At 72.6% G+C, this 26,675-nt stretch carries 9 protein-coding genes; 7 read left to right on the top strand and 2 right to left on the bottom strand.

Translation table 11 applies throughout. From position 1 onward, the window contains the following. Positions 1 to 13: 13 nt before the first annotated feature. Entirely contained in the window at positions 14 to 7,132 is a 7,119-nt protein-coding gene (locus ACFWY9_RS06090) for a type I polyketide synthase (protein WP_378338278.1), read from the bottom strand. A gap of 459 nt (positions 7,133 to 7,591) precedes the next feature. Here ACFWY9_RS06090 and ACFWY9_RS06085 point away from each other — a divergent pair, with 459 nt between their 5' ends. The 4 genes from ACFWY9_RS06085 to ACFWY9_RS06070 are packed head-to-tail and all read left to right on the top strand — an operon-like array spanning position 7,592 to position 22,908. Further along, positions 7,592 to 8,947: a cytochrome P450 gene (locus ACFWY9_RS06085; protein ID WP_378338277.1), complete on the top strand. Its 1,356-nt coding sequence runs from the start codon at positions 7,592 to 7,594 to the stop codon at positions 8,945 to 8,947. A gap of 32 nt (positions 8,948 to 8,979) precedes the next feature. After that, positions 8,980 to 10,245, top strand: coding sequence for a cytochrome P450 (locus ACFWY9_RS06080; protein WP_378338276.1), 1,266 nt, complete (start codon positions 8,980 to 8,982; stop codon positions 10,243 to 10,245). Between the two features lie 23 nt (positions 10,246 to 10,268). Continuing rightward, positions 10,269 to 21,638, top strand: coding sequence for an amino acid adenylation domain-containing protein (locus tag ACFWY9_RS06075; RefSeq protein WP_378338275.1), 11,370 nt, complete (start codon positions 10,269 to 10,271; stop codon positions 21,636 to 21,638). 43 nt (positions 21,639 to 21,681) lie between these two features. Further along, entirely contained in the window at positions 21,682 to 22,908 is a 1,227-nt protein-coding gene (locus ACFWY9_RS06070) for a M50 family metallopeptidase (protein WP_378338274.1), read from the top strand. Here the strand turns inward: ACFWY9_RS06070 and ACFWY9_RS06065 are convergent. Continuing rightward, positions 22,905 to 23,855 carry an amidohydrolase family protein gene (locus ACFWY9_RS06065; RefSeq protein WP_378338273.1) on the bottom strand — a complete coding sequence of 317 codons (951 nt, stop codon included), beginning with the start codon at positions 23,853 to 23,855 and terminating at the stop codon, positions 22,905 to 22,907. The two genes, ACFWY9_RS06070 and ACFWY9_RS06065, sit on opposite strands and share 4 nt — an antisense overlap. 58 nt (positions 23,856 to 23,913) lie before the next feature. On the opposite strand from ACFWY9_RS06065, the gene ACFWY9_RS06060 reads away from it, so the two are divergent. From ACFWY9_RS06060 to ACFWY9_RS06050, 3 genes are all read left to right on the top strand, one after another. Then, positions 23,914 to 24,366: a MarR family winged helix-turn-helix transcriptional regulator gene (locus tag ACFWY9_RS06060; protein ID WP_378327302.1), complete on the top strand. Its 453-nt coding sequence runs from the start codon at positions 23,914 to 23,916 to the stop codon at positions 24,364 to 24,366. Between the two features lie 131 nt (positions 24,367 to 24,497). Next, the gene (locus ACFWY9_RS06055) at positions 24,498 to 25,052 is read left to right on the top strand and encodes a hypothetical protein (protein ID WP_378327303.1); all 555 of its coding nucleotides are present in this window, start codon (positions 24,498 to 24,500) and stop codon (positions 25,050 to 25,052) included. Then, a complete protein-coding gene (locus ACFWY9_RS06050; protein WP_378338272.1) occupies positions 25,049 to 26,146 on the top strand; it encodes an MAB_1171c family putative transporter in 1,098 nt (365 codons plus the stop codon). Before ACFWY9_RS06055 ends, ACFWY9_RS06050 begins: the two co-directional genes overlap by 4 nt. Positions 26,147 to 26,675 lie beyond the last annotated feature (529 nt).

The raw sequence follows: 26,675 nt of genomic DNA, 5'->3' as shown, positions 1-26,675 counted from the left end.
GGCGGCAAGCTCCTCAGTCGGAAAGTTCGGTGTCCAGCGCCATGCGCACCAGGCTCATGGCGTCCATCCCGTCGAGCGGGTCCCCGTCCCCTGCCGCGAGGGCTGGGGCGGGTTCCGGGGCGGCCAGCCGCCGCAGGTACCGCACCACCGCGGCCGGGGAAGGGTGGTCGAAAACGAGCGTGGCGGGCAGCGGGAACCCGGTCGCGGCGGTCAGCCTGCCCCGCAGCTGGACCGCGGCGAGCGAACCGAATCCGAGGTCCTTGAACGCCGCGTCGAGCGGGACACGGGCGGGCTCCTCGTGGCCGAGCACGACGGCGGTCTGCGCACGCACCATCCTGGTCAGCTCCCGCTCCAGCTCCTCGGCGGACAGGGAGGCCGGATCCACCGCCCACGCGGTGTCCACAGTGGACTCGACAGCGGGGCCGCCCGCGAGACCCCGCAACGGCGCGGGCAGCCCGTCCCCCGCCCGCAGGCGGCCGGGGTCGAGTGCGATCGGGGCCAGGACGGCCTCGCCCGAGGCCACCGCCGAGTCGAACAACGCGAGCGCGCGGGCCGGGGGCAGCGGGCTGATGCCCCAGCGGCCGAGCCGCTCCAGGTCGGCGCCGCCCAGATGCCCGGTCATCGCGCTTTCCGCGGCCCACAGGCCCCAGGCCAGCGACGTCGCGGGCAGGCCGAGGGCGCGGCGGTGCCAGGCCAGCGCGTCGAGGAACGCGTTGCCCGCCGCGTAGTTCGCCATGCCTTCGTGACCGAGCAGGCCCGCGGTCGAGGAGAACAGCACGAACGCGGCGAGGTCGAGCCCCGCGGTCAGTTCGTGCAGGTTCCAGGCGCCGTCGACCTTCGGGGCGAGCACCGGGCCCAGCCGGCCGGGTGCCAGGTCCGGCACCAGCGCGTTGTCCAGTACCCCCGCGGCGTGGACGACCGCGCTCAGCGGCCGGTCCGGCGGAATGGTGTCGAGGACCGCCGCCAGCCGGGCGCGGTCCGCGACGTCGCAGGCCTCGACGCGCACATCGGCGCCGAGCGCGGCGAGTTCGGCGCACAACGCGGCGGCGCCCTCGGCGTTCGCGCCCCGCCTGCCCGTCAGCAGCAGCCGCCGGACACCGTGTTCGGTGACGAGGTGACGAGCCAGCGTCGCGCCGAGCACGCCGGTACCGCCGGTGACGAGCACGGTGCCGGTCCCGAAGGACGGACGGCCGTTGTCGCCGGCCTCCGCTTCCGCCAGGCGGGGCACGAGAATCCGGCCGTCGCGCAGGGCGAGCTGCGGTTCGCCGGTGCCCAGCGCGCGGCCCAGCTCCGCGGACGTCACCTCGCTGTCGGCGTCGACGAGGACGAACCGGCCGGGGAACTCCGACTGGGCCGACCGCAACAGGCCCCAGACCGGTGCCTGCGCCGGATCGACGTCCTCGTCCGCGGTGGCGACGGCACCCCGGGTGACGACGACGAGGGGGCCCGGCCGGTCCCCGGCAAGCCGTTCCCGGACGAGTTCCAGCACCCGGCGGGCTTCCGCGTGCGCGGACTCGACCACCGCCGCGCCACCCTCGGCTACGCGGACCACGGAACCGGCCGCTCCGGACGCCGCCGGGGCGGGTACCTCGGCCCAGCCGAGCCGGAACAGCGATCCCGGGGCCCGCACCGGGCCCTCGCGCCAGAACCGGCGGCGCTGGAAGGCGTAGGTGGGCAGCTCCACCCGGCGCCCGCCGGGGAACACGGTCGCCGGGTCGAGCGCGGCGCCGCCGAGCAGCAGATGCCCGAGCGCCTCGGTCACCGCGGGCCGGTCGCGCCGCAGGACCGGCACGCACGCCAGGTCCGGCAGCATCGAGGTCAGCGTGCCGTCCGGGCCGAGTTCGAGGAACGTCGTGACGCCCCGCTCGCCGAGCGTCGCGACCGCGTCGGCGAAACGCACCGGCAGGCGGAGCTGATCGGCCCAGTAGTCCGGTGAGGACAGCTGCCCGGGTGTCGCCTCCCGCCCGGTCACCGTCGACACGATCGGGATTTCGGGCTCGTGGAAGGACATTCCCTCGAGGACGGCCAGCAGGCCGTCGCGCGCACTGTCCATATGGGACGAATGGAAGGCGTGGCTGACCCGGAGCCGCTTGAAGTCCCGGCCCTGCGCGGCGAAGTACCCGCCCAGCAGGCCGATCGCGTCCGCGTCGCCCGACACGACCACCGACGCGGGCCCGTTCACCGCCGCCAGGCACACCCGGCCGGGGACCACCGCGCCGATGACGGCCAGCACCTCGTCCTCGTCCGCGCGGACGGCGGCCATCGCGCCGCCGGACGGCGCCGCCTGCATCAGCCTGCCCCGCGCCGCGACCAGCGCGCAGGCGTCCGGCAGGGTGAACACCCCCGCCACGTGCGCGGCGGTGATCTCGCCGATCGAATGTCCCGCCAGCACGTCCGGCCTCGCGCCGTGGTGTTCGAGCAGCCGGAACAGCGCCGTCTCCAGCGCGAACAGCGCGGGCTGGGCGAACTCGGTGCGGTCGAGCAGCTCGGCGCCCGCCCCGAAGACCACCTCGCGCAGCGGTTTCGGCAGCTGCCCGTCCAGCTGCGCGCACACCTCGTCGAAGGCCGCCGCGAACACCGGGGAACCCGCCGCGAGCGCCCGGCCCATGTCCGGGTACTGCGCGCCCTGCCCGGCGAACAGGAACGCGCGGCCACCGTCCGCGCGCCGCCGCGGAGGTTCGTCGCCGGATTCCACAGCAGCGAGCGCCGCGAGCAGCTCGTCACGGTCCGCGCCCGTGACGACGGCCCGGCAGGCGAGCCGGGCCCTGGTCGTCGCGAGGGACAGCCCGACGTCGGCGGCACTCACGTCCGGGTTCCCCGCGACGAACTCGCGCAGCCGTTTCGCCTGCGCCCGCAGGGCTTCCGGCGTCGCGGCCGAAACCAGCCAGGGCACGGGACCCGCCTCACCGTTCGCCCGCCGCTCTTCGCCGTCGCCCTCTTCGAGGATCAGATGCGCGTTGGTCCCGCTGATCCCGAACGAGGAGACACCCGCGCGGCGCGGACGCCCGGACTCCCAGTCACGGGCCTCGGTCAGCAGGCGCAGCCCGCCGGATGTCCAGTCCACATGGGACGAAGGCGCGTCGATGTGCAGGCTCGCCGGGAGCTTCCGGTGCCGGAGCGCCTGGACCATCTTGATCACCCCGGCCACGCCCGCCGCGGCCTGGGCATGGCCGAGGTTGGACTTCAGCGACCCGAGCCACACCGGTTCCTCCCCGCGATGGGCCTGTCCGTAGGTCGCCAGCAGCGCCCTCGCCTCGACCGGGTCGCCGAGCGCGGTTCCGGTGCCATGCCCTTCGACGGCGCCGACCTCGGCGGCGGTGAGCCCGGCGTCGGCCAGCGCGCCGGTGATCACCCGCTGCTGGGCGAGCCCGCTGGGCGCGGTGAGGCCGTTGCTCGCGCCGTCGGAGTTGATCGCGGAGCCACGGATCACGGCGAGCACCCGGTGCCCGTGCCTTCGCGCGTCCGACAGCCGTTCGACCAGCAGCATCCCGGTGCCTTCGGCCCAGCTGGTGCCGTCCGCGGCCGCGGCGTAGGCCTTCGACCGGCCGTCCGGGGCCAGCCCGCGCTGCCTGCTGAACTCGACGAAGATCCCCGGCGTCGGCATCAGCGTCACCCCGCCCGCGAGCGCCAGATCGCAGTCCCCCGCCCGGAGCGCGCGCACGGCGAGGTGCGTCGCCACCAGCGACGAGGAACAGGCGGTGTCGACGGTGAGCGCGGGACCTTCGAGCCCGAAGGTGTAGGCCAGCCTGCCGGACAGGACACCGGCGGCGGTGCCGGTCAGCAGGTAGCCCGAATCGTCCTCCCCGCCTTCGTGCAGCCGCGGCCCGTAGTCCCCGGCCCCGCCACCGACGAACACCCCGACCGGCGCGCCGCGCAGCGCGTGCGGGTCGACACCGGCGTGTTCGAAGGCCTCCCATGCGGTTTCCAGCAGCACGCGCTGCTGGGGGTCCATCGCGAGCGCCTCGCGCGGGGCGATGCCGAAGAACTCCGGGTCGAACCCGGCGACGTCGTCGAGGAACCCGCCGGACCGCGTGTGGCTGCTGCCGGGCCGGTCGGGATCGGGATCGTGCAGCGCGGCGAGATCCCAGCCGCGGTCCCCGGGGAACGGGCCGATCACGTCGTCGCCCCGCGACACCAGGTCCCACAGCCGGTCCGGCGAGTCGGCCCCGCCCGGCAGGCGGCAGGCCATCCCGACGATCGCGACGGCCTCGCCGTCGGCGGGCCCGGTGCGCGCGGCCGCCACACGGGGCGGTTCGCCGAGTGACGCGGCGAGGAGTTCCGGGGTCGGATGGTCGAACACGGCCGCGGGCGACAGCGGTCTGCCGAGGGTGCCGCTCAGCCGGTTCGCGAGGTCGGCGACCGCGACCGAGTCGAAGCCGAGCGCCTTGAACGTCAGCGCCGGATCGACCGCCGCCGGGCCGGGATGGCCGAGCACGGCCGCCGCCGTGGCGCGGACCAGGCCCAGCGCGTCCGTACCGGGCGACGGCGACGGCGACGGCGCGGACGGCGCCGCGTCGGCGCCGAGCCAGTGCCGGCGGCGTTGGAAGGCATAGGCGGGCAAGGGAATCCGGCGGGCGCCGGCGAAATCCAGTCCGGCGGACCAGTCGACGTCGACCCCGCGGACGTGGAGTTCGGCGAGCGACGTCAGCAGCCTCCGCCGCCCACCCTCACCGCGCCGCAGGGTGCCGGCGACCGTGACCGGGGCGTCCCCGTGCGCCCCCTGGAGCGCCGTGGTCAGCACCGGATGCGCGCTGACCTCCACGAACGTGCGGAACCCGTGTGCGGCCAGCAGTTCGGTCGCCGGGCGCAGCAGCACCGGCCGCCGGAGGTTCCGGAACCAGTACTCCGCGTCCAGTCCCGCCGTGTCGAGCACCGTGCCGGTGACCGTGGAGTAGAACGGGATCTCCGACGACCGCGGCCGTACGTCGGCGAGTTCGCGCAGCAACGCCTCACGCAGGTCGTCGACGGCTTCGGTGTGCGACGCGTACCCGACCGGGATCAGCCGGGCACGGACACCGCGCTCGGTGCACGCCGCGACGAATCCGCGCACGTCACCGGGCGGGCCCGCGACCACGGTCGAGGACGGACCGTTCTCGGCGGCCACGGTGAGCGAACCGCCGATGGCGGCCCGTACCTCGGCCGCGGGCAGCTCGATCCCGGCCATCGCGCCGGTGCCGTCGATCGCGGTCAGCGCCCGCGACCGCAGGGCGACGATCTTCGCGGAGTCCTCCAGTGACAAGGCGCCCGCCACGTACGCCGCGGCGATTTCGCCCTGGGAGTGGCCGGCCACCGCCTCGGGACGCACCCCGAACGCGCGCCACTGTGCCGCCAGCCCGATCATCATCGCCCACAACGCGGGCTGGACGACCTCGACGCGGTCGAGCACGCTTTCGCCGTCCCGCAGCACCTCGACGAGCGACCAGTCCACATAGGACTCCAGGGCCGCGGCGCAGCGGGCGATCTCCGCGGCGAACACCGGCGAGGTGTCCAGCAGCCCGGCGGCCATCCCGGCCCACTGCGAGCCCTGGCCGGGGAAGACGAACGCGATCCGCCCGGCGTCCCCCGCCACCCCGCCGGCCACCGCGGGATGCGGCTCGCCCCGCTCGACGGCGTCGAGCGCGTCTTCGAACCCGGCCCGGTCCCCGGCGATCAGCACCGCGCGCACGGGCAACGGGGTACGGGTGGTGGCCAGCGAGAAAGCGACGTCACGCGGGTCCTCGCGCACGACCTCGCGCAGCCGGCCCGCCTGGGCTCGCAGCGCCCCGGCGGAGGCAGCGGACACCACCCAGGGCAGCACTCCGGCGGGTTCGCGCGCCGGGCTCACCGGTGCCGGAACGGGCGCCGCGTCGGACAGGACGACGTGACAGTTCGTGCCGCCGACGCCGAAGGAGCTGACCCCGGCGACGCGCTCGCCGTCGGTACCGTCCCATCCGGCCGTCTCGGTGCAGACCCGCAGGTTCAGCTCGTCGAGCGGGATCGCCGGGTTCGGGGTGGTGAAGTGGAGGCTGGGCACCAGCAGCCGGTTCTTCAGGCACAGCACGGTCTTCAGCAGCCCGGCGATCCCGGCCGCGGCCTCCAGGTGCCCGAGGTTGGTCTTGACGGAACCGACCCGCAGCGGCGGGCACCGGCGGCCGCGCACCCCGCCGAGCGCCGCGGCCTCGATCGGGTCGCCGACCCTCGTCCCGGTGCCGTGCAGTTCCACGTACCCCGCGAGGGCCGGGTCCAGTCCCGCCCGCTCGTACGCGAGCCGCAGGACCTCCTGCTGTGCCGCGCCGTCCGGCACGGCGAAGGCGTCGCCGCCGCCGTCGTTGTTGACCGCGCTGCCGCGCAGCAGGCAGTGGATCGGGTCGCCGTCGGCGAGCGCCCGCGAGCGCGGCTTGAGCAGCACCAGCCCGCCGCCCTCGCCCCGGACGAAGCCGTCGGCCGCCGCGTCGAAGGTGCGGCACCGGCCGCTGGGCGACAACGCGCCGAACCGGGCGGCGGCGAACGCGTTCTCCGGCAGGAGGTTCAGCTGGACCCCGCCGGCGAGCGCGAGCGCGCACTCCCCGCGCCGGAGGCTCTCGGCGGCCAGGTGGACGGCGACCAGCGAGGAGGACTGCCCGGCGTCCACGGCGTAGCTGGGGCCGGACAGGCCGAGGAAGTACGACAGCCGGTTGGCGATCGCGCCACGCTGGGTGCCGGTGAAGGTGTGCGCCGTCCTGGCCGCGGCGCCGAGCCGGTCGAGCAGCACGGCGTAGTCGCCGGAGGCGGCGCCGACGAAGACTCCGGTGCGCTCCCGCCGCGCGGCGGGACCGAGGCCCGCGTCCTCCAGCGCCTCCCAGCCCAGTTCGAGCGCGAGCCGCTGCTGCGGGTCCATCGCGGCGGCCTCCCGGGGGGAGATGCCGAAGAACCCGGCGTCGAACTCGTCGACCCGGTCGAGAAATGCGCCGTACCGGACCGCGCTCGCCTGTTCGGCGGTCAATCCGGCACCGGCGAGCGAACTCTCGGGAAACCGTTCCCCCGGCACTTCGGAAACCGCGTCCGCACCCGCGCGGAGCAAACGCCAGAATTCCGCCGGTCCGCGTGCGCCGGGAAATCGGCAGGAAATGCCGACAACGGCGATCGGATCGTCGTCGTCACCACTCGTCGACATCGGGATCAGCAACTCGCGAAACGCATTGATGACATTCCTTTCCCCCACGAGGTATGACAAAAAATGTCACACCGCGAACGGCGCGCCAGAGGAAGGACAACTTGTCACCAAACCCCCCAGCGATGCCACGACCCGGCACCGCCCGAGTGCCGCCCCACCTACGGCCTCAGCCGCACCATACCAGCCTCGTTGCCGGACAAGCAAACCCCGCCCACATGCGGGAAATTATCCACCCCCAGCACGATCACCCGACGATAGGCACCGGATGTGGATCAAGACAAGCCGCCCGGCCGGATTTCATCCGGACAGCCCAGCGACCGCTCCGGCACACACCGGACTTACCCGCCCGGCGGGCGGAAGACTTGACCGGGTAATGAATTAAGCGCTTTCCGAAACTCGACGACCCGCCGCGTCTTCGCTACACTCGCCGCCGTGTCAAATCCTTGATCGGAGGCGGTCGTGCGCGGGAAAGACCGCAATTACACACTGGATACCATTCCAGGCTCCTGGGGCGGCCTCGGGCATATCGTCCGGCTGTGGCGGGATCCGCTGGGCTTTCTGGAAAGCCTGCCGAAATACGGCGATCTCGTGCGGCTACGGCTGGGCACGGTGCGGGTGTGGATGCTGTGCGACCCCGAGCTGACCCACCACGTGCTGCAGGACGGCCGCACGTTCGACAAGGGCGGCACCTTCGACGAGGCGACCCGGCTGATCGTCCAGGACGGGCTGGTGGTCGCCCCGCACGAGCCGCACAAACGGCAGCGCAGGCTCGTCCAGCCGGTGTTCCACCATCAGCGCCTCGACCAGTACGCCGCGCTGATGGACACCGAGATCCGCGCGGTGTCGGAGTCCTGGTCCGAAGACCGGGTCCTCGACGGCGTCGGCGAGATGCAGCGGCTGGCGATGCGGGTCACCGCGCGCACGATGTTCAGCTCCTCGCTCGGCGAACGGACGGTCGCCCAGGTCCGCGAGGACCTCACGAACATCATGGACGGCGCACGGCACAAGCTGTTCGCGCGCATGTCCGGGCTCGGCTGGGTCCCGACCGCGGCCGGGCGGCGCTTCGACGCCTCGATCGCGCGGATGAACCGGACCGTCACCGACCTGATCGCCGACTACCGCCGCAGCGGCCGCGACCACGGCGACATGCTGTCCATGCTGCTGGAGAGCACCGACGAACACGGCGACGCGCTCACCGACGAGGAGGTGCACGCCCAGGTGCTGACGGTGTTCATGGCGGGCACCGAGACCACGGCCAGCCTGCTGGCCTGGGCGCTGCACCTGGTCTCGGGCGACGAGGACCTGCAGGACCGCATCCGCGAGGAGGCGCGTGCGCTGCCCGGCGAGAACATCGGCCTCGCCGACGTCGGCAAGCTCGCCCTGACCCGCCGCGTGCTCACCGAGGCCCTGCGCATGTACCCGCCGGTGTGGATCTTCCACCGGCGGCTGCGCACCGAGTCCAAGGTGCTTGGCCAGCGGCTTCCCGAAGGGTCGAACCTCTTCTACAGCCCGTACGTCATCCACCACCGGCCCGACCTCTACCCCGAACCGCACGAGTTCCGGCCGGACCGCTGGCTGCCCGGCGCGTCCGACCATCTGCCCAAGGGCGGCTACGTGCCCTTCGGCGGCGGCAGCCGCAAGTGCATCGGCGACGAGTTCGCGCACACCGAGTCGGCCATCGCGCTGGCCCGCATCCTCGGCACCTGGCGGCTGCGCCCCGAGCCCGGCGCCGTGGTGCGGCCCGCGGTCAAGGCGTCCCTGCGCCCGGACGCGGTCCGGCTGCGGCTGGGCCGCCACGCGCGCCAAGAGACATGAACCCCGCGCGGGAACCGGAGACGGAGAGCACCATGACCACCACGCCGGAGTCCACCTTTTCCTTGCTGGGGCCGGAATTTCAAGCCGACCCGTACGCCACGACGGCGCGGCTGCGCGAGGCGGGGCCCGCGGTGAAGGGCACCTTTCTCGACGGCGAGCCGTGCTGGATGTTCGTCCGGGACGCCGAGGTCCGCACCATCCTCGACGACCCGCGGTTCGTGGTGAACCCGGCGTCGGTGCCCGGCGGCGCGGTCCCCGACCGCCGTGTCGAGGGCATGGTGGCGATCGGCATCGACGAGGAGATCGTCCGCCCGTACCTGAGCGCCAGCATGGCCGAGCTCGACTCGCCGGGCCATCCCCGGCTGCGGAAGCTGGCGTCGCGTGCGTTCACCGCGCGGCGCATCGCGGAACTGCGGCCCCGGATCGAGAAAGCCACCGAGGAACTGCTCGACGCGCTCCCGGAACACGCCGAGAACGGCGTAGTCGACCTCATCGAGCACTTCGCGCACCCGCTGCCGCTGACGGTGATCTGCGACCTGATCGGCGTCCCGGAGGCCGACCGTCCACTGTGGCTCGAATGGAGCCACGCGGCGATGTGGCACGTGAAGCCCGGCGCTATGACGCTCGCCGAGGCGATGCGCGCGATGGTCGGGCAGATCGGGGAGCTCGTCGCGCGGCGCCGGGCCGAGCCCGGCGACGACCTGATCGACGCGCTGATCCGCGCCCAGGACGAGGACGGCGACCGGCTCAGCGACACCGAGCTGGTCATGCTGCTGCTCGACCTCGGTGTCGCCGGGCACGAGACGACGTCGTACCTGATCGGCACCGGCACCGCCGCGCTGCTCACCCATCCCGACCAGCTTTCCCTGCTGCGCTCGGACCTCTCGCTGCTGCCGAAGGCGATCCACGAGCTGATGCGGTGGTGCACGCCGGTCATGCTGACCCGGCCGCGGCACGCCACGGTCGACCTCGACCTCGGCGGGGTGCCGATCGCCGCGGGCGAGCGGGTGATGGCGATCCTGCCCGGCGCCAACCGGGATCCGCGGCGGTTCCCCGAACCGGACCGGCTGGACATCACCCGCACCTACGAGTTCCGCGGCGAGCAGCACGTCGGCTTCAGCCACGGGCCGCACTACTGCCTCGGTGCCGGGCTGGCCAGGGAAGAGGGCGAGGTCGCGTTCGGCGCGCTGCTGCGGAAGTACCCGGACCTCGCGCTCGCCGTCGAGGAGTCCGAACTCGTATGGCAGCAACCACATCCGGGCATGCGCAGGCTGGCCGCGCTGCCGCTGCGCCTGTAACAGCTTGACGAGGGGGGATCTCGTTGACCACACCTGTACCGCTTTCGGCCGCCCAGCGGGAGATCTGGCACGCGAGCCGGGCCGACCCCGGCAACCCGGCCTACCATCTGGGGCTCTACCTCGACCTCGGCGGCGCGGTGGACCACGACGTCCTGCGCCGGGCGCTGAACCGTACGCTCGCCGAGGCCGACGGCCTGCGTGTCACCTTCACCGAAACCGGGGACGACGTCCGCCAGGCCGTCCACGAACCGGCGGAGGTCGCGCTGCCGCTCGTCGAATTCGGCGACACGCCCGACCCGGACGCCGCTGCCGACGCGTGGATCAGGGCGCGGCTGGCCGAGCCGTGGAACCTCCACAGTGGACCGTTGGCCGATTTCGCGCTGCTCGCCCTTTCCCCGCACCGGTTCCGCTGTTACCTCGGGTTCCACCACATCGTCATCGACGGCTTCGGGCTGAACCTGTTCAGCGAACGGCTCGCCCAGCTGTACACCCGGTTTCTCGCCGGGGAGCCCGCCGGCGAAAGCCCGTTCGGCTCCTTCGGCGATTACCTCGCCGAGGACGCCGCCTACCGGGAGTCGGCCGAGTTCGCCGAGGCCGGGAAGTACTGGGCGGACCGGCTGGCCGGCATCTCCGGGCCGACGTACCTCTCCGCGGGCGGCAGGCTGGCCCACGACGTCGTGCGCCGGACCACGTCGCTGCCGCCGTCGGTGTTCGCGGGGCTGGAGCGGGCCGCGTCGGACGCGGGTACCCGCTGGTTCCGGCTCGTCCTGGCGGTGACCGCGGCCTACCTGGCGCGGATGCGCGGAGACGACGACGTGCTGCTGAGCATGGCGGTGGCCGGGCGCGCCACTCCGCTCGGCAGGACGGTGCCCACGATGGCCTCCACCGTGGTGCCGATCCGCGTCGCCGTCGACCCCGGCCGGACCTGGGCCGAGCTCGCCGGCGCGGTGTCGGCCGAGGTGCGCGCCGCCATCGCGGTCCAGCGGTACCGAGGCGAGGACGTCCGCCGTGACCTCGTCCGGCACGGCGGCGGGCCGTTCTTCGGGCCGATCGTCAACTCCGTGCCGTTCCAGGCGCGGTACTCCTTCGCCGGGATCACGGCGGACCTGCGCAACAGCTCGCTGATGCCGGTCGACGACCTGTCGGTGCTCTGCTATCCCACCGCGGACGGCGGCTTGCGGTTCGACACCGACGCCCACCCCGGCCGCTATTCGCGGCACGAACTCGACCGCCACCACGAGCGGCTGCTGCGCACGCTGACCGCCATCGCCGAGCACGGCGCCGGCGGCCGGGTCGGCGACCTGCGCCTGGTCGACGACGCCGACCGCGCGCTGCTGGCAGCACGGCACGGCGCGACCCGGCCCGTGCCGCCGTCGAGCCTGCCAGACCTGTTCGCCGCGCAGGCGGCCGCGACCCCGGGGGAAACCGCCGTCGAGTCGGATCGGACAACGTTGTCCTACGCGGAACTCGACGCGCGGGCCACCCGGCTCGCCCTGCGGCTCGTGGCCGCGGGAGTGCGGCCGGAGACGCCGGTCGCGGTGCTGATGCGGCGGTCGGCCGAGCTGATCGTCGCGGTGCTCGCGGTGGCGAAGGCGGGCGGCACGTACGTCCCGCTCGACCTGCGTTATCCCTTGCCGCGCCTGCGGAGCGTGCTGGCCGACGCACGGACGCCGCTGCTGCTCGTCGACCGGACGACCGCCACACACGAGGTCGTGGCCGAGCACCGCGCGCTGGCCGCGGACACCGACGAGCCGCCTGAGCCGGGAGTCGCCCTCCCGCAAAAGATCGATCCGGACTCGCTGCTCTACGTCATGTACACCTCGGGCTCGTCCGGCGCGCCGAAGGGCGTAGAGGTCACCCACCGCGCCGTGGCCGAGTTCGCCGCGGACAGCACGTGGACCGGGCAGGCGCACCGGCGGATCCTGGTGCACTCCCCGCACGCGTTCGACGCCTCCACCTACGAGATGTGGGTGCCGCTGCTGTCCGGCGGCCGCGCCGTGCTCGCGCCCGGCGACGTCGACGCCGCCCTGCTGCGCCGCTACGCGGGCGGCGGCCGGATCACCGCGGTCTTCCTGACCACCGGGCTGTTCCGGATGCTCGCCGAGGACGACCCCGGCTGCTTCGCCGGGCTCGCCGAGGTGTGGACCGGCGGTGAGGCAGGCTCACCACGCGCGTTCCGCCGGGTGCTCGACAGCTGTCCCGGCACGTCGGTGATCAGCGTGTACGGCCCGACCGAGACCACCACCTTCGCCACCTTTCACCGGCTCGGCCGCGACTACCGGCCGGAGGACGGGGTGCCGATCGGGAAGCCGATGGAGAACACCCGCGGCTACGTACTCGACGAGCGGCTCCGCCTCCTGCCGCCCGGCGCGGTCGGGCAGCTGTATCTCGCGGGCGGCGGGCTCGCGCGCGGCTACACCCGCTCCCCCGGGCTGACCGCCACCCGGTTCGTGCCCGATCCGTCCGGCCCGCCGGGACAACGGATGTACGCCACCGGCGATCTCGTGCGCTGGCGGCCCGACGGCGCGCTGGAGTTCGTCGGCCGGGTGGACCAGCAGGTGAAACTCCGCGGGTTCCGGATCGAACCCGGCGACATCGAGGCCGCGCTGACCGGGCATCCGGAGGTGGCGCAGGCGGCGGTCGTGGTGCGGGAGGACGGCGCCGCGGGCAAGCGGCTGGTGGCCTACGTCGTCCCGCGCGACCGGGAGGCCCCCGCCGCGCTGCCCGGGCACCAGGTCGCCGAATGGCGGGAGATCTACACCTCCGTCTACCGGGACGCGGACCGCGTCCCGCTCGGGGAGAACTTCTCCGGCTGGAACTCCAGCTACGACGGCGCGCCCATCCCGCTCGGCGAGATGACCGAATGGCGGGACACCACGGTGGCCGAAATCGCCGCGCTCGCCCCGCGGCGGGTCCTCGAAATCGGCGTCGGCTCGGGACTGCTGCTGGCGAAACTCGCGCCGCGCTGCGAGGAGTACTGGGGGACGGACTTCTCGGCGGAGGCGATCGACGCGCTGCGCACCCGGCTCGAAACGGAACCGGCGGGCCGGGTCACCCTGCGGCACCAGGCCGCCGACGACTGGACCGGGATCCCGGCGGGTTTCTTCGACACGATCGTCCTCAACTCGGTCGTCCAGTACTTCCCGAACGCGGGCTACCTGACCGAGGTCCTCCGCGCGGCCGTCCGCGTGCTCGCGCCCGGCGGCTCGGTGTACGTCGGCGACGTCCGGGTGCGCGCGCTGAACCGGGTGTTCCGCACCGCGGTGGAACTGCGGTCGGCGCGGGGCCGCGACCGGGTCGCGCTGCGGCGCACCATCGAGCAGAGCCTGTTGCTGGAGAAGGAACTCCTCGTCGATCCGGAGTTCTTCGCCGCGCTCGGCGCCCGGCTCGGCGACGTCGGCGGTTACCGGATCCGGCTCAAGCGGGGCCGCGCGCACAACGAGCTTACGCGCTACCGCTACGCGGCGGTCCTGCACAAGATCCCGCCGGTCGCGCCACCGGCCGAAACCGTGCTGCGCTGGGGCGCCGATGTGTCCACTCTGGACGAACTGAGGCCACCGGAGCACGAACGGCGGGTGCGGCTGGAAGGCGTCCCCGACCGTCGCGTGTGGACGGAGATGCGGGCCGAACGGGCCTGGGCGTCGGCCGACGAAACCGGTGCGCTGGACGCGCTGAACACCTCGCCCGGGCCCGAAGTCCCCGATCCGGAGGACGTGTTCGAACACGGTGAACGGCTCGGCTGGCACGTCACGGCGCGCTGGTCGGCAGGCGCGAACGGCCGGACCGACTACGTCTTCACCCGGGGCCCTGCCGCCCCGGACCTCCCGCCGCCCGCGCTCGCGGACGTCCCCCTCTCCTCGTACGCGAACGATCCGGCGCGCTCCCACCAGCTCGGCGAGCTGACCGGGCACCTCGGCCGCTACCTCGCCGAGCGGCTGCCGGACTACATGGTCCCCTCGGCGTTCGTCGTCCTCGACCGGCTCCCGATGGGCGCGCACGGCAAGCTCGACCGGCGGGCGCTGCCCGCCCCCGTCCAGGACGCCGCGGGCGGTTCGCGGCAGCCCGCCACTCCCCGCGAGGAACTGCTCTGCGGGCTGTTCGCCGAGGTGCTCGGCCTGTCCAGGGTCGGCGCCGACGACGGGTTCTTCGACCTGGGCGGGCATTCCCTGCTCGCCACCCGCCTGGTCAGCCGGATCCGCACGGTGCTGGGCGCGGAGATCTCCGTGCGCGATCTGTTCGATCACCCGACCGTGGCGGGCCTCGCCCCCCACCTCGGCGACGAGGTCGCCCGGCCACCGCTGAAGCCGGTCCCCCGCGACGAAACCGTGCCACTGTCCTTCGCACAGCGGCGGCTGTGGTTCCTGTCGCAGCTGGAAGGCCCATCGGCGACGTACAACGTCCCGCTCGCCGTCCGGCTGACCGGCCCGCTCGACCGCCAGGCGCTGCGTGCCGCGCTGGCCGACGTCGCGGAGCGGCACGAAAGCCTCCGCACGGTCTTCGCGGAGACGTCGGGCGAAGCGACGCAACGGGTCGTACCGGCAGTCCCGGTGCTCACGGTGCGCGAGGTCGAGGACGTCGCCTCCGCGATCACCGCCGCCGCGAGCCGCGGCTTCGCGCTCGCCACCGAGCTGCCGATCCGCGCCGAACTGCTGGTACGCGGCGAGGAACAGGTACTGGTACTGGTGCTGCACCACATCGCCGCCGACGGCTGGTCGCTGACGCCGCTGGCCCGTGACCTCGGCACGGCCTACCGCGCCCGCCTCGACGGCGTCGCGCCGGGCTGGCCGCCGCTGCCCGTGCAGTACGCGGACTACACGCTGTGGCAACGAGAAGTCCTCGGGTCCGAAAAGGACCCCGGCAGCGTTCTCCACCACCAGCTGGCGTACTGGACGGACCGGCTCGCCGGTCTCCCCGACCACATCGACCTGCCGGCCGACCGGCCGCGGCAGGCCACCGCGTCGTATGCGGGCGACACCGTCCACTTCGGACTCGACGCCGAGCTGCACCGCGCGCTGCGTACCCTCGCCCGCCGCCACGACGCGACGCTGTTCATGGTGCTGCAAGCGGGGTTCGCCGCGCTGCTGACCCGTCTCGGCGCTGGCACCGACATCCCGATCGGCACGCCGGTCGCCGGCCGCACCGACGACGCGCTCGACGCGCTGGTCGGGTTCTTCGTCAACACCCTCGTCCTGCGGACGGACACCTCGGGCGACCCGTCGTTCACCGAGCTGCTGGCCAGGGCAAGGGAAACCGGCCTCGCCGCCTACGCCCACCAGGACCTCCCGTTCGAGTACCTGGTGGAGAAGCTCAACCCGCGGCGCTCACCCGCGCACCACCCGCTGTTCCAGGTTTCGCTCGCGCTGCAGAACAACGAGGAAGCCCGCTTCGACTTCCCCGGAACGGAAAGCAGCGCCGCGTTCGCCCCCGCCGCCGTGTCGCGGTTCGACCTGTTCGTCAACCTCACCGAGACGTTCGACGCGGCGGGCGCGCCGGCCGGGATCTCCGGCTTCGCCGAATACGCGACCGCCCTGTTCGACCGCGAAACCGTCGAGGGGCTCACCGCCCGCTGGCACCGGCTGCTGCGTGACCTCGCGGACCATCCCGACCGCCCGATCGGCCGGGCCGCGCTCCTCACCCGCGCCGAACACCACCGGCTGCTGACCAGCCCCGCGACGTCGCCAGGCAGCCTTTCGCTGGCCGAGGTGTTCGAGGAGCACGCACAGCGCACTCCGGACGCCGACGCCGTCGTGTCCGAAGACGGCACCCTGTCCTACCGCGCGCTCGACGCGCGGGCGAACCACGTCGCGCGGGAACTGGCCGCGCTCGGAGTCGGCCCGGAACACCGTGTCGGCGTCCTGATGCCCCTCTCGGCCGACCTGGTCGCCGTCGTGCTCGGGGTGCTGAAGGCGGGCGGCGCGTACGTCCCGGTCGCCCCGGAACATCCCGACGCGCGGCTGCGGCACCTCCTCGCGGACTCCGGGGTCTCGGCGATCGTCGCCCCGGCGGGGGAAACCGGCCGGGCACGGCGGCTGGCCCCGTCCGCCGCGGTGTGGGCCCTCGAAATCCCCGACCGGCCCACCGCGGCGGGACTCCCGTCGCGGGTCACCGGCGACAACACGGCCTACGTGCTCTACACCTCCGGCTCCACCGGCGTGCCCAAGGGCGTCGTCGTGCCTCAGCGCGCCGTCACGAGCCTCGCGCGGGACACGTGCTGGGGCGACGCGCATCGCCGGGTCCTCCTGCACTCACCGCAGATGTTCGACGCGACGACGTACGAACTGTGGGTGCCGCTGCTCCGCGGTGGCACGGTTGTCGTCGGCAGGCGGGGGCCGCTGGACACCACCGTGCTCGCCGAGGACATCGCCGGGCACGGGGTGACCGCGCTGTGGCTGACCGCGGGCCTGTTCGGCCTGATGAGCGAGGAACGGCCGGGCTGCTTCGCGAACGTCGCTCAGGTGTGGACCGGTGGCGACGTCGTCCCGGCGGCGGCCGTGCGCCGGGTGCTCGCGGCGCATCCCGGGCTGACCGTCGTCAACGGGTACGGACCCACCGAGACGACGGTGTTCGCGACGCGGCATTTCGTGCGCCGCCCACCGGAACACGGCGTCCCGATCGGCGGCCCGATGGACGACACCGGCCTGCGGGTGCTCGACGCCCGGCTGGAGCCGGTGCCACCGGGGGCACCCGGGGAGCTGTACGTCAGCGGTCACGGCCTCGCCCGCGGATACGCCGGGCAGCCGGGAATGAGCGCGTCGCGGTTCGTCGCGGATCCCTTCGGGCCGCCCGGTTCCCGCATGTACCGGACCGGCGACGTGGTGCGCTGGAACCGGGCGGGCGAGCTGGAGTTCGCGGGCCGGGCCGACGATCAGGTCAAGATCCGCGGGTTCCGCGTCGAACCCGGCGAGGCGGAAGCGGTGCTGGCCACCGCGCCCGGGGTGGCCCAGGCCGCCGTCGTGGTGCGCGAGGACACGACCGGACGGCGTCTCGCCGGCTACCTGGTGCCCGAAGCCGGCCACGCCGCCGACCTCGCGAGCCTGCGTTCCCACCTGGCCGACCGGCTGCCCGAGTACCTCGTGCCCTCGGCGCTGGTCGTGCTGGACCGGCTGCCGCTCACCGCCAACGGGAAGCTCGACCGGCCAGCGCTGCCCGCCCCGGAGTCCACTTCGGACAGTGGGCACGGGCCGGACGGCGAGCGCGAGGCACTGCTGTGCGGGCTGTTCGCCGAGGTACTCGACCGGCCGCGGGTCGGCGTCGACGAGGATTTCTTCGACCTGGGCGGGCATTCGCTGCTCGCCACCCGCCTGGTCGGCCGGATCCGCGCTGCGCTGGACGTCGAACTGCCCGTCCGCGCGCTGTTCGACGCCCCGACGGTGGCGGGTCTCGTCCGGCATCTCGACCACGACCGGCCCGCCCGGCCGCCGCTGGCCCCGCGACACCGGCCCGAACCGCTCCCGCTGTCGTTCGCCCAGCGCCGCCTGTGGTTCCTCACCCGGTTGGAAGGGCCTTCGGCGACGTACAACATCCCGCTCGCGGTCCGGTTGCTCGGGCCGCTCGACGTCCCGGCCCTGCGGCGGGCCGTGGCCGACGTCGCCGGGCGCCACGAGGCGCTCCGCACGATGTTCCCCGAGGTAGACGGGGAACCACGGCAGCTGATCGCCGACGCCGTCCCGGTCCTGACGGTCCGGGACGCCACCGGGTCCGCTCCGGGCACCGTGGAAGCACTGGTCGAGTCGGCCGCGCACCACGAGTTCGACCTCGCGAACCAGCTGCCGGTCCGCGCCGAACTCCTGGCGAGCGGCCCCGGGGAGCACATCCTCGTCCTGGTGCTGCACCACATCGCCGCCGACGGCTGGTCGCTGGCCCCGCTCGCTCGTGACCTCGGCACCGCCTACGCGGCCCGCCGCGACGGCGACGCTCCCGGCTGGGCACCGCTGCCGGTCCAGTACGCCGACTACACGCTCTGGCACCAGGAAGCCCTCGGCTCCGGCGACGATCCGGAAAGCCCGCTGTACCGGCAACTCGAGTACTGGACGGGGCAGCTGGCGGGTCTCCCCGACCGGATCGGCCTGCCTGCCGACCGGCCGCGCCCGGCCATCGCCTCGTACGCCGGCGACACCGTCCACTTCGGACTCGACGCCGAGCTGCACCGCGCACTGCTCGCTCTCGCGCGAAGGCATGACGTGACGTTGTTCATGGTGCTGCACGCGAGCCTCGCCGCACTGCTCACCCGCCTCGGCGCGGGCACCGACATCGCCGTCGGCTCCCCCGTCGCCGGTCGCGTCGAGCACCGGCTCGACGACCTCGTCGGCCTGTTCGTCAACACACTGGTGATCCGCACCGACACCAGCGGCGACCCCAGTTTCGCCGAACTGCTCGCGCAAGTGCGAGAGACCAGCCTCGCCGCGTACGCACACCAGGACGTCCCGTTCGAATACCTCGTCGAGCGGCTGAACCCGCAACGGTCGACGGCGCACCATCCGGTGTTCCAGATCGCGTTCGCGTTGCAGAACACCGAGGGCGCGCGGTTCGCGTTCCCCGGGCTGGAAAGCCGTCTCGACTTCACCACGCCCGCCGTCGCCCGGCTCGACCTGTTCCTGAGCCTGACCGAGACCCACGACGAATCCGGTGTGCCGGCAGGCATGACCGGCCTGATCGAGTACGCCACCGACCTGTTCGACCCGGCGACCGTCAGCGCGCTGGCAACCCGCTGGACGGCCGTTCTCCGTGCCATGACGGAGAATCCCGCCCAGCCGATCGCCGTTGACCTGCTGACGCCGGAGGACAGGGAAGCCATGGCGGCCCGCTGGCGTGAACGCGCTTCGCACGCCACGCCGTCGACGGTGCCCGAGCTGTTCGAGGCACAGGTGGCCCGCACCCCCGACGGGATCGCGCTGGTCGACGGCGCGGTGGAGTGGACTTACGCCGAGCTCGACGCGCGGGCGGAACGCCTGGCGGAACGGCTCGCGGCGCGCGGCGTCGGCCCGGAGCGGATCGCCGGGATCGCGCTGCCCCGCTCGGCCGAGCTGATCGCCGCGTTCCTCGGCACGGTCAAGGCGGGCGGGGCGTACCTGCCGATCGATCCGTCCTATCCGGACGAACGGCTGGCCTACCTGCTCGCCGACGCGGCCCCGGCGCTGGTCGTGACCACCACGGATCTCGCCGGCCGCCTGCCTGACGACGTTCCCGTCCTCCTGCTGGACGCCGAGGACGGCGAACCCGGTGCGCCACCCCAGCGTCCGTCGCCGCTCAACCTCGCGTACGTCGTGTACACCTCCGGCTCCACCGGCCGCCCCAAAGGCGTGCCGCTGAGCTACGAAGGCATCCCGGACCTGCTCGCGGAACTCCGGGAAACCCTCGCCGTCGAGCCGGGGCACCGGGTCCTGCAACTCGTTTCGCCGAGCTTCGACGCCTCACTGTGGGACATCCTCGGCGCGCTGCTGTGCGGCGGGACGCTCGTGCTCGCCCCGCCGCGGGCGATCACCGGCGACGAGCTGGCGCGGTTCGCGGAACGGCATCGCCTGACCCACCTGACGCTGCCGCCCGCGGTGCTGTCCGGGCTGCGGCCGGGCAGCCTGCCCGAAGGCACGACGCTGACGGTGAGCGGCGACGTCTGCACGCCCCGACTGGCGGCGGACTGGTCCGGCGGCCACCGGTTCTTCAACGGGTACGGGCCGACGGAGGTCACCATCGGCGCCACCACGTTCCGCTGTCATCCGGACGACGCGCGCGGCGTCGTCCCGATCGGGCGGCCGTTCCGCGGCCAGCGCGTCCACGTGCTCGACGAGCGGCTGCGTCCGGTCCCGCCCGGCGTGATCGGCGAACTGTACGTCGCGGGCAGCGGCCTCGCGCGTGGCTACCTCGGCAGGCCGGCGGCCAGCGCGTCGCGGTTCGTGGCGGACCCCTTCGGCGAGCCCGGCACGCGGATGTACCGCACCGGTGACCTCGGCCGCTGGACCGCCCGCGGCCTGCTGGAGTTCGCCGGGCGCGCCGACAACCAGGTCAAGTTCCGGGGATTCCGGGTCGAACTCGGCGAGATCGAGTCCGTGCTGTCCGGGCATCCCGGCGTCACGCAGACGGCCGTGGTGGTCCGCGAGGACACCCCGGGCGCGGCCCGCCTCGTCGCGTACTTCGTACCGTCGGGCCCGGACAGCGCCGTGGACGGTGCCGCGCTGCGCGAACTGGCCGCCACACGGCTGCCGGAATACATGATCCCGGCGGCGTTCGTCGCGCTCGACCGGCTGCCGCTGACGACGAACGGCAAGCTCGACCACCGGGCGCTGCCCGTCCCCACCGTGTCCGTCACCGGCCGGGCGCCGCGAACGCCGCGCGAAGATGTCCTTTGTGGACTGTTCGCCGAGGTTCTCGGTGTCGGCGGCGTCGGCGCCGACGACAGTTTCTTCGACCTCGGTGGCCATTCGCTGCTGGTGACGAAGCTGGCGGAGCGGATCCGCGCGGTGCTCGGCGTCGAACTCCCGGTGCAGGCTCTCTTCGAGGCGCCGACCGTCGCCGCGCTGGCCGAGCGGCTCGACGGCGGCGATTTCAGCGCCGGCGCGCTCGGCACGCTGCTACCGCTGCGCACCGCCGGGCAGCACGCGCCGTTGTTCTGCGTTCCCCCGGTGACCGGGCTGAGCTGGACCTACGCCGGGCTGCTCCGGTATCTCGGCCCGGACTTCCCGGTGTACGGGCTGCAGACACGCGGCCTGACCGACTCCGCGGAACTCCCGGCCTCGGTCGAGCAGCTCGTCGGCCAGTACGCCGACGAGGTCACCAGGGTCCAGCCCGATGGCGCGTTCCAGCTCCTCGGCTGGTCGTTCGGCGGCATGATCGCGCACGCGCTGGCCGCCGAGCTGCGGCGCCGCGGCCGCGAGGTCGCGCTGCTCGTCCTGCTCGACACGACCCCGGCGGAACCGGCGCTGTGGGCGGCGGCAGGGCAGAGCGCCGAGGTACCGGACGAACTCGCCCACGTCCAGCTGCTCGAGGCGCTCGGCGTCGCCGTCCCGCCCGGGGAACGGAACGGGCTCACCCGCGAGCGGTTCCTGGAGCTGGCCGAGACCAGCGGCACCGTGCTCGCGAGCCTGGACGGGGACCAGCTGCTGCGGATGATCCGCGTGATGCGTGCCAACCGGCGGATCATCACCGACTTCACCCACGAACGGGTGAATGTCACCACGCTGCACTTCCTCGCCGCCGACGAGCCGTCCGGAACGCTCGACCCCGGTGTCTGGCGGCCCTATCTCGAGGAAGACGCCGAATCGTACGAGGTCGCGGCGGATCACCTGGGGATGACCTCGCCGGCGGCGCTGCGCGAGATCGGCCCGGTGCTGGAACGCGCGCTGCGCGAGATCGCCGCCGCTCCCGGGAAGACCCGCATGCCCACTTCACAGCGATTGTGAATAATTCCGGTGAGATGCCGTCGGGGCGAAGGGGAATCGGGGAGTGTTCGCTTACCTTTCCGGGGTGGTGCTGTTCGCGCTGGGAGTTTGTGTCTCGGTGGCGTTGCATGAGGCGGGGCATATGGTGTCGGCGCGGGTGTTCGGGATGCGGGTGCGCCGGTTTTTCGTGGGGTATGGGCCGACGGTGTTTTCGTTCCGGCGGGGTGGGACGGAGTATGGGCTGAAGTGGATTCCGCTGGGTGGGTTTTGTGACATCGCGGGGATGACGGCGTTGGATGAGGTGACGCCGGAGGAGTCGCCGAGGGCGATGTGGCGGTTCAAGACCTGGAAGCGCACGGTGGTGATGTCGGCCGGGTCGATCACGCACTTCATCCTGGGTTTCGTGGTGCTGTACCTGATGGCCGTCACCATGGGCCTGCCCAACCTCACCGGGAAACCGGAGATCACGGCCGTGGCCCCCTGCGTGCGGGACGCCACCACCGCCGAGGCGGTGAGCAACCCGGTCTGCAGGCCCGGTGACGCGGCCCCGGCCAGGGCGGCCGGGCTGCGCGAGGGAGACGTCGTCCGGTCGGTCGGCGGGGCTACCACCACGACCTACCCCGAGGTCATCGCCGCACTCCAGCGGTCGGCGGGCCCGACGGCCATCGAGGTCGAGCGCGACGGCAGGCTGCTGCCGCTCGTCGTGGACGTCCCCCGCGTCGAGCGCCCGGTCGTCGCGGCGAAGGCGCCGAAGAACGCGCCGCCGGAGATCGTCAAGACCGGCTCGATCGGCGTGACCTTCCCGAAGATGCTCCACTACGGCGCGGGCGCCGGCGTCGGCGGCGCGCTCTCGTTCACCGGCGAGATGTTCGCGCAGACCTGGCAGCGGATCGTCGAGTTCCCGCAGCGGCTGCCCGCCGTGTTCACCTCGATCTTCGGCGGCGAGCGCGATCCGAACACCCCGGTCAGCGTCGTCGGTGCGAGCAGGCTCGGCGGCGAGGCTGTCGAGCAGGGCCTGTGGCCGGTGTTCCTGTTGCTGCTGGCCAGCCTCAACTTCTTCATGGGCATGTTCAACCTGCTGCCGCTGCTGCCGATGGACGGCGGGCACATCGCGGTGGTCTGGTACGAACACCTCCGCGATCGGGTGCGGAAACTGCGCGGCCGGGCCGCGGGAGGACCGGTGGACTACGGGAAACTCTCCGCGGTCACCGTCGTGCTCGTGCTGCTCGGCGGCGCGGTGCTGCTGCTGACCGTGACAGCCGACATCGTGAACCCCGTCCGGCTCTCCTAGCACCGCTCCGCGAGGCGTGGGAACAACACTTCCGCGCTGCCGCGGTCGATCGCTGCGGCCTGGCCATCGGCGAAATCGGCGTAGGTCTCCAGGAAGTGGTTGTAGTAGCCGCCCGCTTCCTCCGGAGCGAAGGGCCAGTCACTGCCGTAGAGGACGTGCCCGGGTTCGGCGAAGGCGAGCAGCGCGGGCAGCGCGCTGGGACTCGCCGACAGCGCGGTGTCGAAGTAGAACCGCTTGAGATCACGGAGAATGTCGTCGGCGTCGCGATCCGGATCGACGACCGTGGCGGTCAGGCCAGAGAACCGGTATGCCGCGTAAGGCAGGAATCCCCCGCCGTGGGACAGGATCACCTTGACGTCCGGGTACCTGCGCGGCACGCCGGCCAGCACCAGGTTCACCGCGGTGCGCGTCGTGTCGAAGGCGTAGTCGACCAACGGTGCCGGGGTTCCGGGCAACAGATCCATCGGAGACTGCGCGGGGTGGACGAACACGACGGCCGCGCGCCGGTCGAATTCCGCCCACAACGGTTCGAAGTCCGGGTCACCGAGATAACGCCCGTGGGCGTTGGACATCAGCACCACGCCGTCGGCACCCAGGACGTCCAGCGCGTAGGCGGCCTCTTCGAGAGCGCCGTCGACATCCGGCAGCGGCACGGAGGCAAAGGAGCCGAACCGGCCGGGGCGGTCCTTCACCATTTCGGCGCCGTATTCGTTGACGGCCCTTGCCAGGTCCCGTGCCCCGCGGTCGTGCTCTCGATCGAGGTGGACGCCCGGCGCGGTGACCGAGAGGACACCGGTGGCGATGTGCTGCCGGTCCATCATCGCGATCGCTTCGCCCGCGTGCCAAGGCGGAATGGCCCAGCCGCCGGACGTCAGGCCGCGCGAGTCCAGAACGCGTGCCCAGGCCGGGGGAACGATGTGCTGATGGACGTCGATGCGCGACGACATGATCCTTGCCTACCCAAAAGTTAGCTTGCCAAATATTGCACATGCTAGGCTAACACTCATGCGAACCACGGGCATCGAGGAACTGGCGCAGGCCGCCGACCGGCTGTTCTACGCGATGCGGCGATCCAGGGCCTCGACCGTCGGCCAAGCCGGCGACGGGCTGTCCCTGGCCCAGCTGGCCCTGCTCGACCCGCTGACCGAAGCACCGGACGAGCTGGGCCTGCCGGTCGGCAGGCTCGCCTCCGCCGCCGAAGTCAGCGTGTCGACCGCCACCCGCATGCTCAAACAGCTCGAAACCAAGGGCGTGGTCGCCCGGCGCCGCTCCCCCGACGACGAACGTCAGGTGCTGATCAGCCTCACCGAGAACGGCGCCCGCCGCCTCGGCGCGATGCGCGACAGCCTGCGTGAACGGCAAGGCCGCGCGCTGAGCCAGTTCACCGCAGCGGAACGGCGCGAACTCACCGCGCAACTGCACCGGCTGGCCGATGTCATTCAGTCGAACCGCCCCTGAAGGTCCCGCTCACCGTCGTCTACCGTGACGAACGGACCGGGCGCGGCGATACGTCGAACGACCGAACGCAGGTCGACGGCGATCGGACAGTGGACAGATCGCCACGGTCGGAGACGAAAGCGGGGTGACCGGTGAAGGAACGCGAGTTGCGGCGCCGCTGCAGGAAGCTGCTGAACGAACTGGATATCCAGCCACCGCTCGACGTCCTCGAACTGTGCCGCAAGGTCGGCGACCAGCGAGGCCGCCCGATCCGCCTGATCGCGCACCGGATCCCGGTACCGGGACCGTTCGGCGCCTGGATCGCCACCGGCAAGGCCGACTACATCGTGTACCAGCAGGACACGAGCAAGGCCCACCAGTGCCACATCATCCTGCACGAACTGGGCCACATGCTGGCCGGGCACAGCACCACCGCGGAGGACGACAGCCTGGTCGCCGAGCTGACCCCGGACGTCGCCCCGCCCGGTGACCTGCGCGAACGCTACCCGGACCTGGAACCGGAGTCGGTCCGGCGTGCCCTGCGGCGCACCTCCTACGACACCGACCACGAGCGGGAGGCCGAGACGGTCGCCACGATCATCCTCGAGTGGGCGTCCGTGCTGGACCGCGTCGCGCCGAAGTCCTCGGACGAGACCACCGCGCAGCGGATGGAGACCGCTCTGGGCGAAAGGCTGGGCTGGCTGTGAACGCCCACATCACGCTGACCGTGATCCAAGGGGTGATTCTCTACCCCGCCCTGCTGTGGAAGATCTACCAGCTCACCCGGGCGCCGAAGGACGTAGCGCGCTGGATGGTCACCGCCTGCCTGGCCTGCTTCGCTGCCTCCTACCCGTTCGGGCTCATGGCGGGCAACGTGAACCAGCCGGATCCCGGGCCGATCGTGCCGCTGCTGTTCCAGCACATCCTGCTCTGCGGACTGGTCTACACCCTGGCCTGTTTTTTCCTGTTCTCGGCGCGTCCGGCCGCCCAGGCGAAGCGGCGAGCCTGGCTGGAGGCGATCCCGCTGGGCGCCGCGATCCTGGTGATGGCGGCCGTCACGCTGCTCATGCCCGACGTCCCGCCGGGGCAATACCCTCTCGCCGGGGTTTCGGTCTTCTACCTCGCCGCCGATCTGTACCTCACCTACGGCATCGCGAGCGCGTGCTTCTTCGCACGACGTTACGCGCGGGGCGCTTCGCCCCGGCTGGCCCGCGGCCTGCTGGTGGCGTCCGTGGGTTTCGCCATCGGCGCGCTGGGCGGGGCGACGCTGATCGCGGTGGTGCTCGTGCACTGGGCGGGTGCGACGATCCCCTGGCTGCTGGTGCAGGCCACGGTCTTCCTGGTGTTCCCGAGCGCGATCCTGCTCGTCGTCGGGCTGTCCTACCCCGGTGTCGCCACCCGGGTGGCCGCGGCCAGGGTGTGGTGGCAGCACCTGCGGATGTACCATCGCCTTGGTCCACTGTGGACACGACTGCACGAGGCGTTCCCGGAGGACGCGCTGAGCCGGGTGCGAGTCGCCCCGTGGCGGGATGCGCTGAGCCTTCGCGGCGTGCATCGCCGGTACTACCGGCGGGTCATCGAATGCCGGGACGGGCTGGTCCGGGTCAGCCCGTACCTCGCCCCTCTCGGCGACGACGGCTCACTGGCCAACAGGCTCACCGAAGCGCTGCGCGCCCACGCCCGCCGCGAAGCGGTGCCGCAGGAGGGAATGCCCGTCGCCTTGCCCGACGGCGACGGCCTGGACGACGACGTCCGCGAACTGGTCACACTCTCCGAGTCGCTGAAGGCCGTTCCCGCCTGAGCGGGAGGTGTCAGAGTCCTTTCATCCAACGAACGATGGCTACGCACAGGGATTCCAAAGTCGGGCCTGTCGCAGCTACGCCGGCCCTGAGCCGTCCGGCGCGGATTCAGCCTTCGAACGAACCCCAGTCCGTGAGCCGCAAGGCGTCCTGCCAATCCGCCTCGACGACTGTGCCGTCCGAGAACACGCCAGGCTCGCGGTTGATGCAGCAAGGTGCGCACGTCCTCACCCAGCCCACTGATCTCTCTCCCTGCTCCGCACCCCTGAGACGGTCAGCAAGCGAGCGCGGCAACCGAACCTGGCCGAGCTGAACGCACCATCGACTTCTCGTCCACCAAGTTCCACAGCCCTCAAGAACGGAAGGTAATAAGCCAGAACGACGCGATCGCGGGTCACGGAAAATTCAACCGGCTCGTCGCCGTCCACCTCCGGGTCGAAGGCATCCAGTCTCATCGATCCCGCACGACGAGGAAATGAAGCGACACAACCCAACGCCGGCCAAGGACCCTCACCGGCAATGAGCGCCACC

Source organism: Amycolatopsis sp. NPDC059027, assembly GCF_042739735.1.
Lineage (GTDB): Bacteria > Actinomycetota > Actinomycetes > Mycobacteriales > Pseudonocardiaceae > Amycolatopsis.
The sequence above is the reverse complement of the archived record's forward strand: the minus strand, read 5'-3'. Positions and strand labels throughout refer to the sequence as shown.

Coding starts and splice junctions, on each gene's coding strand:
- ACFWY9_RS06090 (WP_378338278.1), bottom strand. CDS start 7,132: ATGTCGACGAGTGGTGACGACGACGATCCGATCGCCGTTGTCGGCATT.
- ACFWY9_RS06080 (WP_378338276.1), top strand. CDS start 8,980: ATGACCACCACGCCGGAGTCCACCTTTTCCTTGCTGGGGCCGGAATTT.
- ACFWY9_RS06065 (WP_378338273.1), bottom strand. CDS start 23,855: ATGTCGTCGCGCATCGACGTCCATCAGCACATCGTTCCCCCGGCCTGG.
- ACFWY9_RS06060 (WP_378327302.1), top strand. CDS start 23,914: ATGCGAACCACGGGCATCGAGGAACTGGCGCAGGCCGCCGACCGGCTG.